This window comes from Synechococcus sp. ROS8604, from assembly GCF_014279655.1.
Taxonomy (GTDB): domain Bacteria; phylum Cyanobacteriota; class Cyanobacteriia; order PCC-6307; family Cyanobiaceae; genus Synechococcus_C.
The window spans coordinates 1,403,786-1,421,756 of sequence record NZ_CP047946.1; the positions used below are offsets into that span (position 1 = coordinate 1,403,786).

The window sequence follows — 17,971 nt, forward strand, 5'->3', positions numbered from 1 at the left end:
GCAAAGGCAGTAGCGCTGCCTTCGCTCACCACACTTCAGCCAGCTGACGTCATCTCAGCTGGCTTTTTTTCTTCGAGCTTGAGCGAGCCCGTTGTTTGCATCTGGAAATGCTGCTTAATCCGGACGGCCATTTGATCCGGGGTTAAACCCAAGGCTTCAAAACTCTGCTGGGGAGTTGCATGATCCACCAATTGGTCAGGAATGCCAATGCGGAGCATGGGGATCGCTAACCCCTTCTCCTGGAGAGATTCGAGAACAGCTGAGCCAAAACCGCCTGGTAATGCAGCCTCTTCCATCGTGACGATCTTGCCAATCTTCATGGCCATGGGATGAATGAGTGCTTCATCCAGCGGGCGTAGATAACGCGCGTTGATTACCGCAACCTCAACACCTACAGCGGACAAGCATTTCGCGGTGGCTACTGCCTTCGGAACCATGGCTCCATAGGCCACCACCAACACATCATGGCCTTCACGTACCACCTCACCACAGCCAATCGGAAGAGCCTCCCAGCCTTCTTCCATGAGGGGTACCCCTTCACCAGGGCCACGAGGAATTCTCAGAGCAGTGGGCCCGTCATGATTGAGACACGTCACCAGCATCCTCTGAAGCTCAGCTTCATCCTTGGGTGCCATCACGGTGAAATTTGGAATCGCCCGCATGTAGCTGATGTCGTACTGCCCTTGGTGGGTCGGACCATCGGCCCCAACAATTCCTGCCCTATCTAAAACAAAGGTCACCGGCAGTTTTTGAATCCCCACATCGTGAATGAGCTGGTCGAAGGCTCTCTGTAAAAACGTGCTGTAGATCGCCACAACAGGCCTGAGTCCGTCGCAAGCCATGCCAGCCGAGAGTGTCACGGCATGCTGCTCAGCGATGCCGACGTCGATGTATTGCTCGGGTAGCGCTTTTTGAAGGATGTCTAAGCCTGTTCCCGTTGCCATGGCAGCTGTGATCCCAACCACCTTTGGGTTCTGTTCGCAGAGTTTGACAAGTGTTTGTCCAAACACCTTGCTGTAACTCGGTGGTTTGGGGGTTTTGCTCGGCCTTGCTTTGCCTGTACTGAGGTTGAAGGCTGACTGGGCGTGATACCCAACTTGATCGGCTTCTGCGTAGGGGTAGCCCTTGCCTTTTTTTGTAACAACATGAACCATCACCGGACCACCGACGCGATGTGCGGCCTGGAACGTTCGCGTCATTTCGCCAATGTCGTGACCATCGATCGGACCCATGTAGGTGAAACCAAGTTCCTCAAACACAGCGCCAACTTTGGGAACCGCCAGCCGGCGCATGCTCTCTTTGAGACGATTAAGTTCCGGTGGAATTTCTCCGCCCATGAAGGGGAGATGCCGCACGCTCTCTTCGACGCTTCCAGACAAGAATTGAAGAGGCGGGCTTAAGCGCATCCGGTTGAGATACGTCGATAGCGCACCAACAGGTGGAGAGATCGACATGTCGTTGTCATTCAGAACAACGAGCAGTGGAGTGGATGGCAGATGACCGGCATGGTTAATCGCCTCCAGGGCCATGCCACCGGTGAGGGCCCCATCGCCAATCACAGCAACGCATTTGTAATCAAGACCTTGCCGGTCACGAGCCATGGCCATTCCGAGGGCTGCCGAGATGGATGTGCTCGCGTGCCCAGCACCGAAATGATCAAAACGACTTTCCGTTCTCTTCAGATAACCGGCCACTCCTCCCTGTTGACGCAGGGAGTCGAAGTTTCCATATCGACCTGTAATCAATTTGTGCGGATAGGCCTGATGCCCCACATCCCACACCACCTTGTCTTCGTCAAGGTCAAGCGTTTGGTATAGCGCCAGGGTTAGTTCAACAACGCCTAATCCAGGCCCAAGATGCCCGCCGCTGTTGGACACCACCTCTAAATGGCGTTCACGAATCTGTTTGGCCACATCCTCAAGCTGCGCCTCAGACAGCCCGTGCAGCTGATTGGGATGGGTCAATTCGCTCAGTTGCATACCCATCCCCAGACCTATCCATTCAATCTACGGGCCGTACCGACTCTTCGCGTTGTTGAGCAGTTGTCAGACTGCAGGGATGGATCATTATTTGCCGAGGATCCTGCGCGCCCGTGTCTATGACGTGGCCCGGGAAACTCCCTTAGAACTCGCCACCAATCTGAGCCGAAGGCTGAGCAACAGCATTTGGTTGAAACGGGAAGACCTGCAACCCGTTTTTTCCTTCAAGTTGCGTGGTGCCTACAACCGCATGGCTCAGCTCTCTGAGGCTGAGCTGAAACTCGGAGTCATCGCCTCTAGTGCTGGAAATCACGCACAAGGGGTAGCCCTCAGCGCATCCCACCTCGGCTGCAGAGCCGTGATCGTGATGCCCGTGACAACTCCTGGCGTCAAGGTCGATGCTGTACGCCAACTGGGAGCCGAGGTGGTGCTCCATGGCGAGACCTACGACGAGGCCTATGCCGAAGCCAGGTCACGCAGCGAAGCGGAACACCTCTGTTTTATCCATCCGTTTGACGATCCGGAGGTGATTGCTGGCCAGGGAACGGTGGGCATGGAAATCCTGCGTCAGTGCCACCAACCACCCGATGCGATTTATGTGGCTGTGGGGGGTGGTGGTTTGATCGGCGGGATCGCCGTGTATGTGAAAAGTCTCTGGCCTGACGTTCAAATCATCGGCGTTGAACCCCATGATGCCGCCGCCATGACCCTGTCCTTAGAGGCTGGTGAACGCATCCGACTGCCCCAGGTGGGACTGTTTGCAGATGGTGTGGCTGTTCGCGAGGTGGGGGAGCACACCTTTGCTTTGGCCCAACAGTACGTGGATGACATCGTCACCGTGAGCACCGATGAAATCTGTGCGGCCATCAAAGATGTTTTTGAAGACACCCGCTCCATTCTTGAACCCGCAGGTGCCCTTGCTGTTGCCGGTCTCAAGGCTGATGTGAGCCGAAGGTCACTGCAAAACCAAAATCTTGTGGCTGTTGCCTGTGGAGCGAACATCAATTTCGCGCGTCTGCGCTTTGTGGCTGAACGGGCCGAACTGGGTGAAGAACGCGAAGCGATGCTCGCCGTAGAAATCCCAGAGCGGCCAGGGAGTCTTCGCTGTCTCTGTGAATTGCTTGCAGATCGCAGCCTCACTGAATTTTCTTATCGCATGGGAGCTGGTGAACAGGCCCACATTTTTATGGGCGTTCAGGTGAGCGGACCCGATGACCGATCGTCCTTGATCGGCCATCTCCAGACCCATGGCTATGCCTGCCTCGATCTCAGTGACGATGAACTGTCCAAGGTGCATCTCCGGCACATGGTCGGAGGCCGATTGCCGGCAACGTCGACGGCCAGCAATGTGCAGGAGCTGCTTTATCGCTTTGAGTTCCCAGAGCGGCCAGGGGCCTTAATGCGTTTCGTCACGGCCTTGCATCGCGACTGGAGCATCAGCATTTTTCATTACCGAAACCATGGAGCTGATGTGGGTCGGATCGTGGTGGGTGTTCTTGTCAATACAGATGATCGGGAGGCCTGGCAGGCCTTCCTGCGCGACCTTGGTTACATCAGTTGGGAAGAAACGAGTAACCCGGCTTATCAACTCTTTCTGGGTGGATGAGGAGGAATGCATGGCCAAACCATGCACCAGCGTTACTTTGAATGCCCGTGCCTAGGGGGAGGTCATGGCACAAGAATTAGAGCGAAGCAACATGCAGGAATTCAATCTCTCCCTTCCAGCTCGCTTGGAGGCGATTCTTTACCTGAAAGGCAAAGCCCTTTCCACTGCGGAGCTGGCCGAGTTGGCCGACGCCAGTGAACAAGAGACGGAACAGGGTCTGCTCGCGTTGGTTGCTGGTTATGCCCAGCGGGATACGGCCCTGGAAATCCATGAAAACAGCGGTCGGTACAGCCTTCAGCTGCGTGCTGGTCTTGGGGAACTGGTGCGCAATCTCTTACCGGTGAACCTCTCAACGGCAACGCTGAGAACGCTGGCAACGATTGCTTTGAAACGACGGATCCTTCAGTCGGAACTGGTTGAGTTAAGGGGATCAGGCGCCTACGACCACATCAAGGAGCTGCTCAGTCAGAACTTTATTGAACGCAAACGCCAAAGCGAAGGACGTTCCTATTGGCTCAGCCTTTCTGAAAAGTTTCACCGCACATTTTCTGTGCTTCCTGATAGAGGGATCTCAGAACCTGATCAGGCTGCATAAAGTTCATTCAGTATTCACGCTTGAAAGGCACCGATGGATTTGAGTTTTGTTTCCACCTTTCTGCAGATCATTGCCCAGACCCTGCAGATTTATTCCTTCGTCTTGATCGTTCGCGTCCTTCTCACCTGGTTTCCGAACGTGGATATGGGGAATCCAGTGCTCAGCACTGTGAGCTCGATCACTGATCCTTACCTCAATGCCTTTCGTGGCCTGATCCCCCCGCTGGGAGGTTTGGACCTCTCCGCGATTCTGGCGTTCGTGGCCCTGAGCTTGATGCAGCAGCTCTTGGTGTCAGCCAGCTATGCGTTCGCCGGTGGATTTGGCAACTACGGCTAAGGGTGACGGCCAGCGATCAGCTCAGCGGTGATCGCCACTGCCTTGCAATTGCCCCCGCGCAGAGCGATCACGAAGTTTGCTGAGGTTTTTGTTGGCCACATCCTCCAGGTCGTAGCCCATTTCGCTGGCCAGTTGAGCCACGTACCAGAGCACATCGCCGAGCTCCAAAGCGATCTCGGCTCGGACTTCATCATCAAAGTGCCCATGGCGATCGCGCAGCACTTTTTTGACTTTGTCCGCGACTTCCCCCGCCTCACCACTCAAGCCCAGGGTTGGGTAGATGGGATTGCTTCCAGCATCTGGATAGAGAGCTGTCTCCCGAGCAGCAGCCTGATAGGCGTTCAGGTCCATACGAATCATGTGGAAGAGAGTCATCATCCAACAAGTTTTCGAGTCCAAAAGGGCAGGACGGTAGATTCCGCAAGCTTCAAGACCTGTGGATGGCCCAGATCGATCTAACCCGTAGAACCAAGATCGTGGCCACCATCGGGCCCGCAACGGAGAGTCCTGAAGGCATTCGTCAATTAATTCAAGCTGGAGCGACCACGTTCCGACTGAACTTCTCCCATGGGGATCACAGCGAGCACGCTGAGAGGATTGCCACGATTCGTCAGGTGGCCCATGAATTGGGAGCCCACATCGGCATTCTTCAAGATCTTCAGGGTCCGAAAATTCGCTTAGGCCGCTTCGAAGACGGTCCGATCACGCTCGCGAAAGGTGATCAATTTGCCCTGACGGCGAAGCAAGTGCGTTGCAATCAGACGGTGGCCACCGTCACCTACGACAAGCTGGCCGAAGAAGTCACCGCTGGAAGTCGCATCCTTCTCGATGATGGTCGCGTCGAGATGAAAGTTGAGAGGGTGGATTCTGTCGACCAGACCCTCCACTGCTCGGTCACAGTTCCTGGTGTGCTCTCCAACAACAAGGGGGTGAACTTCCCGGATGTGCAGCTCTCGGTCCGTGCGCTCACCACAAAAGACCGTCAAGATCTCGCCTTTGGTCTTCAGCAGGGTGTGGATTGGGTCGCGCTCAGCTTCGTGCGCAACCCCTCTGACATGCAGGAGATCAGAGAACTGATTCGTAAGCATGGTTACACCACTCCAGTGGTCGCAAAAATCGAGAAGTTCGAGGCGATTGATCAGATTGACGCGATCTTGCCTCTATGCGATGGCGTGATGGTGGCCCGCGGTGACCTGGGGGTTGAGATGCCTGCAGAGGAAGTTCCGCTTCTTCAAAAGGATCTGATCCACAAGGCCAACAGCCTTGGGATTCCGATCATCACGGCGACCCAGATGCTCGATTCGATGGCCTCCAGCCCTAGGCCCACGCGCGCTGAGGTCAGTGACGTCGCCAACGCCATTTTGGATGGCACGGATGCGGTGATGCTCTCGAATGAGACTGCGGTAGGAGACTTTCCCGTGGAGGCTGTTGAGACGATGGCGACGATCGCCAGAAGGATCGAGCGCGATTACCCCCAACGGCCCATTGATACCCATCTGCCGAGCACGATCCCAAACGCGATTAGTGGGGCCGTGAGCAGCATTGCTCGCCAGCTCAACGCAGCAGCGATTTTGCCTCTCACCAAAAGCGGGGCCACCGCCCATAACGTGAGCAAATTCAGGCCTTCAACGCCGATCCTTGCGATCACCAGCGAAGTCAATGTGGCGCGCAAACTTCAACTGGTTTGGGGCGTGACGCCTCTGCTGATCGAAACCCAGAAGAGCACCACGGCGACCTTCACCTTGGCGATGGCTTACGCCCAAGAGCTCGGCGTGGTGAAAGACGGTGATCTTTGCGTGCAAACAGCAGGAACCCTTGCTGGAATTAGTGGCTCCACCGATCTGATCAAGGTGGGAATCGTGAGTGCTGTGCTTGGTCGTGGCACGGGCTTCGGCAGTGGATCTGTGAGTGGAAAAGTTCGGATTGCGATGTCTGCCAGTGATTGCGCCCGGCTCGAACCTGGTGACATCCTCGTGGCTCAAGACACCTCTGCCGACTACCTCGATGGCATCCGTGACGCTGCAGCAGTGATCACAGAAAAACCGGGCGAAGACTCCCACGCAGCGGTCATCGCCAAACGTTTAGGTGTTCCTGTGATTACGGGGGTGGCCAATGCCACGCGAGATCTCAGAGAAGGCGAAGTCGTGACCTTGCACGTGAAAGATGGAGTGGTCCATCGCGGTACCGGCAGCAACATGGCGATGAAATTAGACACCATGTTCTGAGTTTGGTCTTAAACGTTCATGGCCAGCAAGCTGCCTCTTGCCGACACCGTCGGCATGGCTCTCACCACCCTTAAGGCAAATCGGTTACGCAGTTTGCTCACGATGCTGGGCATCGTGATCGGTAATGCCTCAGTGATCACCCTGGTTGGTGTGGGTCGAGGTGCCCAGAACTTGGCGGAGGACCAGCTCAGCAGCCTTGGTGCCAACGTGTTGTTTGTGGTTCCTGGGAGCAATGACACACGACGGCAAGGGGTGGCCTTTCCCCGCACCTTGGTGCTGGACGACGCCACGGCCATTGCCGCACAAGTGCCAAGCGTGAAACGCGTTGCCCCACAAATCTCAGCCAATGAAGTGGTTCAGGCAGGAGCGAGGAGTACGAGTGCCTCAATCTCAGGAGTCACACCGGCCTTTTTACCGGTGCGAAGTTTTGAGGTTGCCCGGGGTCGATTCATCAGTGCTGAGGATGAGCAGAGCGCCAAGACCGTAGTGGTGATTGGTCCAGATTTGCGGGACAAACTTTTCCCCTCCGGTGCAGCGGTTGGACAAACCATCCGGATCAGAGATCAGAGTTTCAGTGTGATCGGCGTGATGGAGCCCAAGGGAGCGGTCTTCGGTTCAAACCAGGACGAAAACGCCTACATCCCTCTTACGACGATGGTGAGTCGCCTGACAGGACGTGATCCAACCTATGGAGTCAGCCTCAGCTTCATCAGTGTTGAAGCGAAGGACGAGCAAAGCACTGGGCCAGCAAAGTTTCAAATCACCAATTTGCTGAGGCAGCGGCATCGCATTTTGCGCAAAGACGACTTTGCGGTTCGATCTCAAAAAGATGCCCTCGCCATCGTTGGCACGATTACAGGCGGTCTCACGCTGATGCTCGGTGCGATCGGAGGCGTTTCGCTGCTCGTTGGAGGCATCGGAATCATGAACATCATGTTGGTATCGGTGAGTGAACGCACAGAAGAAATTGGCCTACGCAAAGCTTTGGGTGCGCGAAGTTCCGATGTTCTTCGACAGTTTTTGGTTGAGAGTCTTGTGTTGGCGAGCCTCGGCGGCGTGATTGGAACCGCAGTAGGACTTGGCACCGTGACCGCTGTTGCCTTGTTTTCTCCTCTGCCGGCAGCCATTGGTGCTTCGACCATTTTGGTCACCGTTGGACTGTCTGGATCGATTGGACTCTTTTTTGGCGTCGTGCCTGCCAAGCGTGCGGCGATGCTCGATCCGATCGTTGCGTTAAGAAGCCTTTAAATCACCTTGCTCTAAAACAGCGGTTTAGGTAATGAAACTCTTACAGTCGTGAGACTCACGATCAATCCATGAATCAACGCTGGCGTCAGATAGCCCTCTGGATTCTTCCCATAGGCGTCGCGTTGCTGCTTGTTTGGCAGCTGGTTGGCAGCGGAGCTCTGAATAACCTGCGCAGTAGTAGCCCCGCCACCAGCGAAGGCACCACTGTTGCTCCCCGCAATGCTGCTGTAGCTCGGATGAGTTACGGCCGTTTCTTGGATTACGTCGAAGCTGGTCGTGTCACGGCTGTTGATATTTACGACGGTGGTCGCAACGCGGTTGTGGAGGCGGTGGATCCCGATCTTGATAACCGGGTCCAAAGGCTCCGCGTTGACCTCCCTGGGCTGGCTCCCGAACTGATTAACACCCTCAAGGAAGAAGGCATCAGCTTCGATATTCATCCACCGAAGACGGCTCCTCCTGCCCTTGGCATCCTCGGCAATCTTCTCTTCCCCCTGTTGCTGATCGGATCTTTGATCTTTTTGGCTCGTCGTGGCAACTCCATGCCTGGTGGTCCAGGACAAGCCATGCAGTTCGGCAAAACAAAAGCTCGTTTTGCCATGGAGGCCGATACAGGCGTCAAATTTGACGATGTGGCTGGTGTGAGTGAGGCCAAGCAAGACCTGCAAGAAGTGGTCACTTTCTTGAAACAGCCTGAGCGCTTCACTTCCGTTGGTGCACAAATCCCTAAGGGTGTGTTGTTGGTAGGCCCCCCTGGCACAGGTAAAACCCTGCTTGCAAAGGCCATTGCTGGTGAAGCTGGTGTTCCTTTCTTCTCGCTTTCAGGTTCTGAATTCGTAGAAATGTTTGTGGGTGTTGGCGCAAGCCGTGTCCGCGATCTGTTCAAACGAGCGAAAGAAAACAGCCCGTGTCTGATCTTTATTGATGAAATTGACGCGGTTGGTCGTCAGCGTGGTGCTGGAATTGGTGGTGGCAACGATGAGCGAGAACAAACGCTGAATCAGTTGCTCACCGAGATGGATGGTTTTGAAGGAAATAGCGGAATCATCATTCTTGCAGCAACGAACAGGCCTGATGTTCTTGACTCTGCCTTGATGCGTCCAGGTCGTTTTGATCGACAAGTCACTGTGGATGCGCCTGATATCAAAGGACGTCTTTCCATCCTCGAAGTTCATTCCAGAAACAAAAAACTTGACGATCAGCTCACGCTGGACAGCATTGCCCGGAGAACTCCTGGATTTACAGGAGCAGACCTCGCCAACTTGTTGAATGAAGCGGCGATCCTGACAGCGAGACGTCGCAAAGACAGCATTGGAATTTCAGAAATTGATGATGCTGTCGATCGCATCATTGCTGGAATGGAAGGTCATCCCCTCACTGATGGCCGTAGCAAGCGCTTGATCGCTTATCACGAAGTTGGACATGCCTTGGTTGGCACTCTTGTGAAGGATCACGATCCTGTTCAGAAAGTCACCTTGATTCCACGGGGACAGGCTCAAGGCTTGACCTGGTTCTCACCCGATGAAGAGCAGATGCTCGTCTCGCGTGCCCAACTAAAAGCCCGCATCATGGGAGCGCTCGGCGGTCGCGCCGCGGAAGACGTGGTGTTTGGCCATTCCGAAGTCACCACCGGTGCCGGTGGCGATATCCAAATGGTGGCCTCGATGGCCCGTCAGATGGTGACGCAATTTGGAATGAGCCAGTTGGGTCCCATGGCCCTAGAGGGTGGTAGTCAGGAAGTGTTCCTCGGCCGTGATCTGATGACCCGGAGCGATGTATCCGATGCCATCTCCAAGCAGATTGATGAGCAGGTGCGTTTGATCGTGATGAAGTGCTACGAAGAAACCGTTGCCCTGGTTGGTCAGCATCGGCAAGCCATGGACAAATTGGTTGAGCAATTGATCGAGCAGGAAACCATGGATGGTGATGAATTCCGTGTCGTTGTCGCTGAATTCGCTGAGATTCCTGAAAAGGAACGTTTCTCCCCCTTGCTTGCCTAAAGAAAAAGACCAGGCTTTGGGAAGTCTGATCTTTAAATAATGGATTGAAATGTTTCAAGACCCTCATCATGAGGGTCTTTTTTTATAAGGAGCGGACAGGACTCTTATCAATCACGTTATCAATCAAGCCATATTCCATCGCCTGTTGTGGAGACATAAAGAAATCACGGTCCGTATCGGCTTGGATTTTGTCTAGGGGTTGGCCAGTGCGGTCCGAGAGTTCGTGATTCAGGCGATCTTTCAGAAACAAAATCTCATCAGCTTGGATTCGGATATCACTTGCCTGGCCACTCGCACCACCTAAGGGCTGGTGAATCATGATCCGTGAGTGCTGCAAGCTGCTGCGCTTTCCTTTTGCACCGGCGCACAGCAGGAAGGCGCCCATGCTTGCAGCAAGGCCAACACAGACGGTGTGCACATCTGGCTTGATGTGCTGCATCGTGTCAAAAATCCCCAGGCCGTCGTAAACCGAGCCACCTGGAGAATTGACATATAGGAAGATCTCTTTTTCTGGGTCTTCCGCTTCAAGAAATAGCAGCTGTGCAACGATTCGATTGGCGGAATCACTGGTGACAGGCTCACCTAAGAAAATGATTCGCTCCCTTAAGAGACGAGAATAAATATCAAAAGCTCTTTCTCCTCGTCCAGACTCCTCGATCACGATCGGGATCATGTTGCATAGCACCAGTTGGAACAATCCTAACGGCGGCATCAGCGGCGCTATGGTCTTAATTCAAAGTGGGGTGGAAGGACCTTGACGGATCAACGGACGATCGCTGACAGCAAGCGTGCCTTTCACACAGCCTTCCCTTACGTGATTCCGTCCCTGTACAGGAGAACGGCTGACGAGCTCTTGGTTGAGTTGCATCTTCTAAGTCACCAGCAGCATTTCAAGAGCGATGCCCTGTTTGCTGTTGGCTTGCGTCAGGTGTTTCAGGCGTTCACACAGGGCTACAAACCGGAAGCACACCTCGACGAGCTGTATGCGGCCATTTGCACCAGCAATGGTTTTGATCCGGAGGATTTGAAACAGCTGGCAGAGGGGTCAACCTCGGCTGTTTCTGGTCACTCCATCAGCGAAGTGCATGAATGGCTCTCCAATCGCGGAGCTGGGGCTCCAGAGCCTTTAGCGTCGGGTATCTCGAGTGTGGGCGGTGATTCATTTCACTACTCGCGTTTGATGGCTGTGGGCTTGTTGAGTTTGCTCTCATCCGCTCAAGGTGGTGAGCCCTCAAATCCTGACGAACTCAAAACCCTTGCCCATGAAATTGGTGAGCAACTAGGTCTCTCCAAGCCACGCTTGGACAAGGACCTCAGCTTGTACACGTCCAATCTTGAAAAGATGGCTCAAGCGGTGGAACTCATTGAAGAAACCTTGGCCGCAGAGCGTCGCAAACGAGACCGTCAGGCGGCTGATTCTCAAGCGATTGACTCAAAGACAGAGGAGGCTCAATCTGAGTCTTCCGATGGGTCAGCTGCGGACGAGAGCACTAACTGACCACTGATCTCCCACCATGCTTGCTGGCCTGATGTTTTCAGGTTGGCTGAGACAATCGCCGGTTTGATTTGAAGGTGGAGAGAATCGGCCTGCTTCAGAAGCACAGGCCAAGCTCCATTCATCAGTCCCAATGCCACGAGATTGCGTGGTCGGGCATGGAGCTTCAGGGCTGAATCCGTGGCAACTGGAAGTGTTTGATAGAACGGTTTTGAGTCTGGAAGACTTGCGAGTCCGGCACTCAGAAGGGGCAGCGTGCCGGGCTTTTGCAACCAACGCCAACCCCCCACGATTTTGTTTTGTCCTCCGCGCTGATCTTTCCAAATCACAGCATCCGTTTTTTTGTCTTTGTCTTGCTTTGAGGTTGGCGTTTGCGATGGAGATGGAGATGGAGATGGCTTTGGCGTGGAGCGTTGAAAGCCGCGTTCTTCTAAACGGCTACTCACGCGATCAAAGACTGATGTCCAGGCGTCAGCACCTCCAGGCAAGGGTGCCTGAAATTGGAGTCCCGCTCGATAGGCCCCTTTTGTTTGCTGCTGTAATCGCAGTGAAAACGGGGAAAGCGCAAGTCTCGATCGGATTGCTTGATTCACTCCATACTGAGATTCCAAGGGCTCTTGGATGATTTGGCGACTCAACAGTGTGCCCAGGATCAAATCAGCACGGGCTCCATGCACTTCAAGAAGGCTGGCATTATCAAAGTCAGGTGGCTTTTGACGATCAGACACTGAAAAATTCCAACCCTGTTTGGGTTGGGATGCTGCAAGTGTGATCGAGCGATTGCCAACGACGCCACCCCAATGAAGTGTGTTGCCATAAAGGCGAAGGGCAAGGCAGCCGTGACTTCCTTGCTGTAGCAAGGGAGCTGTTGTTCCGCTGATCGCAGCTAGAGCATCACTGGTCCAAAACACTGCTGGACCCTGTGCAAGCTGCCGCATACAGCGTTTTTGAAGCGATTTCGGCTGAGCAGGCAACTCGGATTGGCGTTCAAGTCTTTGGATGAGTTGTTGACGATGCAGCTCATCGGAGCCAAGCAACGTCAATCCCGACACTTGGTGTTTGCGCAGATTTTTCGTATCAGTGCCGAGCAGTTCATCCGGAAGAATTAAATAGGCATCGCCGTCTTCTGACCAACCCTGCCACCAAATCGACCGTCCTTGCCGTTTCCATAGGTTGCCAGCACGGAGGAGACCCAGTCTTTGGTTCCAAAGCTTGGGGACGGGTCGTTTTGAATCCCCATGAAACGACTGCATCAAACTGAACGCCCCTGAGATGCGGCTCAGTGATGCAGGGGGACCATCGTCTTGACGTGATGGCTGAGTCAGAATCACGCCAGTCAAACCTGCCAATAAAACAGTCCCTAAACCCGATGCAGTGACGGGTAGGGACTGAGCGATGGATCGGTATATGGAGATTTTCAGGAATGCATCAGTTGCGGTCACGAGAACGCCTGCGACGACGACGATCTTTCCACTCGATGGTGGAGAGGTAAGCGACTATGACGCTGACAAAGACCAACAGGACTGCAGCGGTCATCGCCAATCCCTGACTGACGATGGGAGCTTGCAGTGCTTCGTTCACTTCAGAAATTCAGAGTGCCATCACCGTTGCGGCCCCAGACCACCATCGCGATCGAGAAACTGAAGACAGCAGCGAGGGATGCCCAGGCAATCGTGAACAGCATTGAAATAACGCTTGAATGCAATCAGTTTAACTAGGTTCCCCCTCGGAACTGACTGATTGATTCATTACTTCTTATGACTATGGCAATCCCTGGAACCGCAAGCGTCCTTCAACCGGAACGCACAACCCTGCGCTATCCCAATGCCAGAGTCATCGTTCTCAACGATGACGTCAATACGTTTGAACACGTGGTTGAGTGTTTATGCAAAATCATCCCTGGGATGAACAGCGATAAGGCTTGGACGCTTGCCCATCAAATCAATGGTGAAGGGTCTGCTGAAGTGTGGGCAGGCCCCCTTGAACCCGCCGAGCTTTACCACCAACAACTCAGCAGCGAGGGGCTCACGATGGCTCCGTTGGAACGCAATTAGTGCCCATGGCCGCTTCCATTGAATTCAACGACTTTCAAGGTCTCCGTTGGCCAACCCTGTTTCGATTAAGTCTGTTTCAGGCTTGTCTTGGAACCCTTGCGGTGTTGTTCACTGGGACCTTCAATCGGATTCTGATCACAGAGTTGGCCTTTCCTGCCTTGCTGGCGGGTGGAGGGTTGGGATTTGAGCAACTGGTTGCTCCAGCACGGGTGCTGTTCGGACATCTCAGTGATTCCCATCCCTTAATGGGAAAACATCGGACGCCCTATGTCCTGCTTGGAACCATTGCCATCTGTTTGTTGGCGATTCTGAGTGTTCCAGTCAGTTTCATGGTGAGGGAAGCCCTCGATAGTGGATCCCCGTTGGTGGCCGCTGCAGGAATTGCAGCATTTTGTGGCTTATTTGCTCTCTACGGATTAGGGACGTCAATGGCAAGTACCTCCTATTTAGCCCTTGTGATTGACCGCACAACAGAAGAACAAAGGCCGCGATGCATCGGTGTGATTTGGGCGATGCTCACGGTGGGAATCATCGTGGGAGCGATTGCTATCAGTCTTGCTGTCCGCTCGATCGACGGCATTTCAGATCCCGTGATTCTTCAGAGCTGGCTGCAGAAGTTCATGATTGCGATTACGTCGATCGTGATGCTGCTGGCCATTGTTTCGACCTGGGGAGTGGAGAAACCAATCACGCCTGGCGCTGTGCGTCCAGTTCAGGATTTGATCACACTTCAGGATGCCTGGAAGGTGGTGACTTCAAGTCGACAAATCGTGATCTTCTTTGGATTCTTAGTTCTATTCACGATGGGGCTCTTTCTTCAGGATCCAATTCTGGAAAGTTTTGGTGCTGAAGTGTTTGGTATGCCTGTGTCTAAGACCACGTTGCTGAATGCTTGGTGGGGATCAGGAACCCTTGTTGGCTTACTGGTTGCTGGCTGGTTTATTACCCCAAAACTCGGAAAGTTGGCCACTGCCCGTCTGGGTTGCTGGATGGTGATGGGCTCCTTATTTCTGTTGTTAATCAGTGGCTGGCAGCAAGCATCCGGACTTCTTCCTGTGGTGATGGTGCTGTTTGGTTTAGCTGCAGGCGTTGGTACCAACAGCGCACTCACCTTGATGCTGGATCTCACCTTGCCCGCCATGGCAGGAACCTTCGTGGGCATTTGGGGTTTAGCGCAAGCCCTCTCTCGGGGCTTTGGCAAGGTTGTCGGCGGTGGGTTGCTCGATCTTGGTCGACAGATTCTTCCCAATGCTGGACCAATGGCTGGTTATGGCTTGGTGTTTTCGATTGAAATTCTGGTGATGGCGAGCGCTTTGATTGTGCTGAATCAGCTCAGCGTCGGTCAATTCAGAGAATCCACCACACAACGCCTCGACATGGTGTTGATGGCCGAAATCGACGGTTAAATCAAGCGGCAGGTTTGCGAGTGGAGAGGGTTAGGGATAACAGGGCTTTTGTGCGCAGACGTTGGGTTTGAGCGGCAAACACATACCGAATCACTTTTCCAGGGCAAAGAGCCAGGCCGCGCACTTCGTCTCCGTGGACCTCTGCTGTAAGAATCTTGGTTTGAGGGCCCATTCGAGATGTCAAAGGAGCTGAGATCTCAGTTCTGAGGGAATCGACAGATCGGAGCATGGCTTGCAAGGAACGCTTACCTGATCTCTAGCCAGAGTGGTTAACTTAAACAAGCTTTACTTTTGAACCTGGAGTGGGCCGTCTTGTTGTTACCCATAGCACCTACGTGAAGGGTCTAATCCCTTGGCTCAAGGTGTTGGCGAATGACCCACAGATCCAGACCATTACCCCAGGCGTGATTGCAAGGGTGAAGGGGCGTTGCCAAGACTTAACGCTGAGACCATCTGTTCCGATCCGAGGTGGTTTCAAGCTGATGGCACGCCGTGGCCGGACTGCTCAAGAGGTCTTTGTGATTACAAGCTTGGACAAATCAGACTTAATCGATCGATTGGCCAGCTCTAGGTCTTCGATTCTCTAATCGAATGGGGCAGCGATGCCTTGCTTGTTCCAGCTATCGAATCTGATCGTGGAATCTGATCTTCCTAAGCCAATAGGATGGTTCAGGATTGAGCTAACGCAAAGTTTTTAACAACTTTCCATCTGGATCTGATCTCTCGGTCCTCTTTGCTGTTTCCAGTTTCATAATCACCCTCGTACCCCAAAATCATTGTTTTAGCCTGATTCAGCTTGCATGCACGGTTAAACAGGGAGTAGTTCATTCCAAACCGTGTGGTTTCTTTTCTGGTTGCTTCTTGCCAGTTATTGCAACGCTCCTCTGCTTCAACACCTTCTGCCATGTTGTCAGGCGACATGAAGTCGTTGCACGCAACAAGGCCTAGGCCTAACGCGATAGAGACCAATGCAAGGACTTTCATCTATGAAGCTTCATTGACACTATTTTAACCTCTTGACTGTGGCAGGTTCAACGATTGCAACCGTTGCTCCTTTGTTCCAGAACCACGATTGGATCACCTCTAATCGAGGCCTTTAAAGACTGCTCTTCGTAAGAGATGCTGAATTATATTGCAAGCGGCTAGTTGGTTATTGTTCTGTTTCCAGGCTCTCTAAAAGAATGGCCGTTCCAAGGATGACAAGGGCAGCTGGAAGAATAGTTGCCAACCTGTTGACTTTAGATTTGCGCTTGAAAATGTACGTATCATCGTTCTTTTGTGTACATTTTTTAATCTAGAGGGATGAATGCTTTGTGGTGTGAGTTTTCGGTTGGCGTTGCCTTAGAGAGGCCTGAGATCCAGGCGGAAGACCATTTTAAGTGCAATATATGAGTGCAAAATAAATTCGGTGGTTGTTGATTCCTGAATTGAATAGAAGCCTCCTGTAAGATTTTTGTTGATTGTGTTTAAGCTAAACACAAAGATACTATTAGAAGAAAAGATATCTAAGTTCTTATTGCTTACCAGGAGAAGCGTCGGATTTGTTTTTGCTGCTTTCAAGTGATGTGTAGGCGACTCTCTTTGCTGGTTTGGTCGCTTTCAACCAGTCAAATAACGACTCAAAGGTCCTGATCGTGAGATGGGTCTAATTTTGGTGAACCGCTGTGCCGTGCGAGCCCCAGTGTTCGACCTGGAGTTACCAGAAGGGGCGAAAGATTTCGAGAGGATTCGTTTCCGGTTACAAGACCGGTTTACGGCACCAACACGACAGTCACCCCATGTCGAAAAAGAGTCAGATCAGAGCACTAGAGAAAGGCTGTCACCAACACAGCAGTTCATGACCAATTTAGAGGAAGAGGCCAGATTTCACGAATGCGTTGCAGCATTTGCTGTCCTCTCTCTGCTCGTTCATCAGCGGTACGGCCATTGAGCAAGGTGGTGACATGTCCCACTTTGCGTCCAGGGATTTCATTTTTTCCGTACCAATGCAGATGCAAGCCTTCGATCGAGCGTAGTTTTGAAAGGCGTTCCTCAAGCGGCTCAGCCTGGTCTGCGCCGAGTCCAAGCAGATTGACCATCAAGGAACCATCGGCAATAAATTCTGGATTGGGAACATCCAGCCCTGCTGCAATGCACAGTTGTTGATCAAATTGACTGCTGGAACAAGCCTCAATTGAAAAATGACCTGAATTATGCGTCCGAGGAGCTATTTCATTGACAAATAATCCTTCTGATCCATAGAAAAACTCCAAGGTCATCACACCCACGTAGCTGAGCTTTGTGAGCAGCGAGGCCGCAATGTTGTAGGCCGTAGCCTCAACGATTTGACTCACGGATGCGGGGGCAATCACCCAGTCGCAAACTTGATTTTTTTGATGCGTTTCGGCCAAAGGAAGACTGCGAATACGCCCCTTTGCATCTCGGCTGACGACGAGGGCAAGCTCCTGCTCATAGGAAACCCACGCTTCGATTAACCACTCATTGGCATCGACATTTCGAAGCAACTGAGCCAAGCCGTTGAGATCTTCCACAACCCGTGTGCCCTTGCCGTCGTAACCGCCGTAGGCAGCCTTGGCCATCACAGGAAAAGTCCATCCGTTCGGCAACGATGGCGAACCAGGATTGAGTTCAGCCAATGAAATCCAATCTGGACTTGGAATTAAAAGATCATCGAGAAGGCGTCGCTGGGACAACTTATTAACGAGCGGCACCAAACTCGCTAATGAGGGAGTGAATTGCACGCCCTGTCGCTCGAGAGGCATCAGAGCGTCCACAGCGATCCATTCGTTTTCGAACGTGATACCTAGGCAGTGCGTGGAGAGCTCCCTCGTTGCAAGGGCATCGGTGGATCCAGCGATCACTAAATCCTTCGCCATGGAGGCAGCAGGGTCTTCAGCTTTTGACGCCTGTACGGCCAGCGTCAAACCCCGTGTTTTGGCAGCTTCACCAAGCATGAGGGCCAGTTGCCCGCCACCGATTACCCCAATTGTGTTGTCAGCGCTGGGCATCCGTTGCAGCTCGGTCTGA

At 53.2% G+C, this 17,971-nt stretch carries 19 protein-coding genes and 1 other RNA gene; 10 read left to right on the top strand and 10 right to left on the bottom strand.

The genetic code is table 11. The features are described 5' to 3' along the window. Positions 1–35: 35 nt before the first annotated feature. Complete coding sequence (gene dxs / locus SynROS8604_RS07360; protein WP_186545878.1) at positions 36–1,979, bottom strand: 1-deoxy-D-xylulose-5-phosphate synthase; 1,944 nt, start codon at positions 1,977–1,979, stop codon at positions 36–38. 79 nt (positions 1,980–2,058) lie between these two features. Here dxs and ilvA point away from each other — a divergent pair, with 79 nt between their 5' ends. From ilvA to SynROS8604_RS07375, 3 genes are all read left to right on the top strand, one after another. Beyond that, positions 2,059–3,585, top strand: coding sequence for a threonine ammonia-lyase, biosynthetic (gene ilvA / locus SynROS8604_RS07365; RefSeq protein ID WP_186545697.1), 1,527 nt, complete (start codon positions 2,059–2,061; stop codon positions 3,583–3,585). 64 nt (positions 3,586–3,649) lie between these two features. Beyond that, positions 3,650–4,180: an SMC-Scp complex subunit ScpB gene (scpB, locus tag SynROS8604_RS07370; protein ID WP_115071936.1), complete on the top strand. Its 531-nt coding sequence runs from the start codon at positions 3,650–3,652 to the stop codon at positions 4,178–4,180. A gap of 33 nt (positions 4,181–4,213) precedes the next feature. After that, positions 4,214–4,516 (top strand): YggT family protein, encoded by a 303-nt coding sequence (locus SynROS8604_RS07375; RefSeq protein ID WP_006852627.1) that lies wholly within the window; start codon positions 4,214–4,216, stop codon positions 4,514–4,516. A gap of 21 nt (positions 4,517–4,537) precedes the next feature. Here the strand turns inward: SynROS8604_RS07375 and SynROS8604_RS07380 are convergent, their stop codons facing one another. Then, positions 4,538–4,867, bottom strand: a complete 330-nt coding sequence (locus SynROS8604_RS07380; RefSeq protein ID WP_038013161.1) for a nucleoside triphosphate pyrophosphohydrolase family protein — start codon at positions 4,865–4,867, stop codon at positions 4,538–4,540. Positions 4,868–4,956: 89 nt separating this feature from the next. Here SynROS8604_RS07380 and pyk point away from each other — a divergent pair, with 89 nt between their 5' ends. The 3 genes from pyk (at position 4,957) to ftsH (ending at position 9,989) form a co-directional block, all read left to right on the top strand. After that, positions 4,957–6,741 (top strand): pyruvate kinase, encoded by a 1,785-nt coding sequence (pyk, locus tag SynROS8604_RS07385; protein WP_186545698.1) that lies wholly within the window; start codon positions 4,957–4,959, stop codon positions 6,739–6,741. A gap of 18 nt (positions 6,742–6,759) precedes the next feature. Continuing rightward, on the top strand, positions 6,760–7,989 hold the full coding sequence (locus SynROS8604_RS07390) for an ABC transporter permease (protein ID WP_186545699.1): 1,230 nt from the start codon (positions 6,760–6,762) through the stop codon (positions 7,987–7,989). A gap of 68 nt (positions 7,990–8,057) precedes the next feature. Further along, positions 8,058–9,989: an ATP-dependent zinc metalloprotease FtsH gene (ftsH, locus tag SynROS8604_RS07395; protein WP_006852631.1), complete on the top strand. Its 1,932-nt coding sequence runs from the start codon at positions 8,058–8,060 to the stop codon at positions 9,987–9,989. An 82-nt stretch (positions 9,990–10,071) separates the two neighbouring features. Here the strand turns inward: ftsH and clpP are convergent, their stop codons facing one another. Continuing rightward, positions 10,072–10,662 (bottom strand): ATP-dependent Clp endopeptidase proteolytic subunit ClpP, encoded by a 591-nt coding sequence (gene clpP / locus SynROS8604_RS07400; RefSeq protein WP_186545879.1) that lies wholly within the window; start codon positions 10,660–10,662, stop codon positions 10,072–10,074. Positions 10,663–10,743: 81 nt separating this feature from the next. On the opposite strand from clpP, the gene psb29 reads away from it, so the two are divergent. Beyond that, positions 10,744–11,487, top strand: a complete 744-nt coding sequence (psb29, locus tag SynROS8604_RS07405) for a photosystem II biogenesis protein Psp29 (RefSeq protein WP_186545700.1) — start codon at positions 10,744–10,746, stop codon at positions 11,485–11,487. Here the strand turns inward: psb29 and SynROS8604_RS07410 are convergent. From SynROS8604_RS07410 to petN, 3 genes are read right to left on the bottom strand one after another with little or no spacing between them, the layout of a single operon-like run. Next, on the bottom strand, positions 11,439–12,926 hold the full coding sequence (locus SynROS8604_RS07410; RefSeq protein ID WP_186545701.1) for a hypothetical protein: 1,488 nt from the start codon (positions 12,924–12,926) through the stop codon (positions 11,439–11,441). The genes psb29 and SynROS8604_RS07410 overlap by 49 nt on opposite strands. Continuing rightward, positions 12,913–13,065 (bottom strand): hypothetical protein, encoded by a 153-nt coding sequence (locus tag SynROS8604_RS07415; RefSeq protein ID WP_186546127.1) that lies wholly within the window; start codon positions 13,063–13,065, stop codon positions 12,913–12,915. The genes SynROS8604_RS07410 and SynROS8604_RS07415 overlap by 14 nt, the downstream gene beginning before the upstream one ends. 1 nt (position 13,066) lies before the next feature. Further along, positions 13,067–13,168, bottom strand: a complete 102-nt coding sequence (petN, locus tag SynROS8604_RS07420) for a cytochrome b6-f complex subunit PetN (protein WP_011619345.1) — start codon at positions 13,166–13,168, stop codon at positions 13,067–13,069. A 73-nt stretch (positions 13,169–13,241) separates the two neighbouring features. On the opposite strand from petN, the gene clpS reads away from it, so the two are divergent. Beyond that, the gene (clpS, locus tag SynROS8604_RS07425; RefSeq protein ID WP_186545702.1) at positions 13,242–13,538 is read left to right on the top strand and encodes an ATP-dependent Clp protease adapter ClpS; all 297 of its coding nucleotides are present in this window, start codon (positions 13,242–13,244) and stop codon (positions 13,536–13,538) included. A 5-nt stretch (positions 13,539–13,543) separates the two neighbouring features. After that, positions 13,544–14,944, top strand: a complete 1,401-nt coding sequence (locus SynROS8604_RS07430) for a BCD family MFS transporter (protein WP_186545703.1) — start codon at positions 13,544–13,546, stop codon at positions 14,942–14,944. A gap of 1 nt (position 14,945) precedes the next feature. Here the strand turns inward: SynROS8604_RS07430 and SynROS8604_RS07435 are convergent, their stop codons facing one another. Continuing rightward, positions 14,946–15,173, bottom strand: a complete 228-nt coding sequence (locus tag SynROS8604_RS07435) for a hypothetical protein (protein WP_186545704.1) — start codon at positions 15,171–15,173, stop codon at positions 14,946–14,948. Positions 15,174–15,246: 73 nt separating this feature from the next. Between SynROS8604_RS07435 and SynROS8604_RS07440 the strand changes: the two genes are divergently transcribed. After that, positions 15,247–15,531: a DUF2103 domain-containing protein gene (locus SynROS8604_RS07440; protein ID WP_006852638.1), complete on the top strand. Its 285-nt coding sequence runs from the start codon at positions 15,247–15,249 to the stop codon at positions 15,529–15,531. An 82-nt stretch (positions 15,532–15,613) separates the two neighbouring features. On the opposite strand, the gene SynROS8604_RS07445 is transcribed toward SynROS8604_RS07440, so the two are convergent. The 3 genes from SynROS8604_RS07445 to SynROS8604_RS07455 all read right to left on the bottom strand — a co-directional run bounded on the left by SynROS8604_RS07445 (position 15,614) and on the right by SynROS8604_RS07455 (position 17,952). Continuing rightward, positions 15,614–15,865 (bottom strand): hypothetical protein, encoded by a 252-nt coding sequence (locus SynROS8604_RS07445; RefSeq protein ID WP_255445263.1) that lies wholly within the window; start codon positions 15,863–15,865, stop codon positions 15,614–15,616. Positions 15,866–16,596: 731 nt separating this feature from the next. Beyond that, a non-coding RNA gene (ssrS, locus tag SynROS8604_RS07450) (6S RNA) lies at positions 16,597–16,784 on the bottom strand. Next, complete coding sequence (locus tag SynROS8604_RS07455; RefSeq protein WP_186545706.1) at positions 16,780–17,952, bottom strand: 5-(carboxyamino)imidazole ribonucleotide synthase; 1,173 nt, start codon at positions 17,950–17,952, stop codon at positions 16,780–16,782. The genes ssrS and SynROS8604_RS07455 overlap by 5 nt, the downstream gene beginning before the upstream one ends. Positions 17,953–17,971 lie beyond the last annotated feature (19 nt).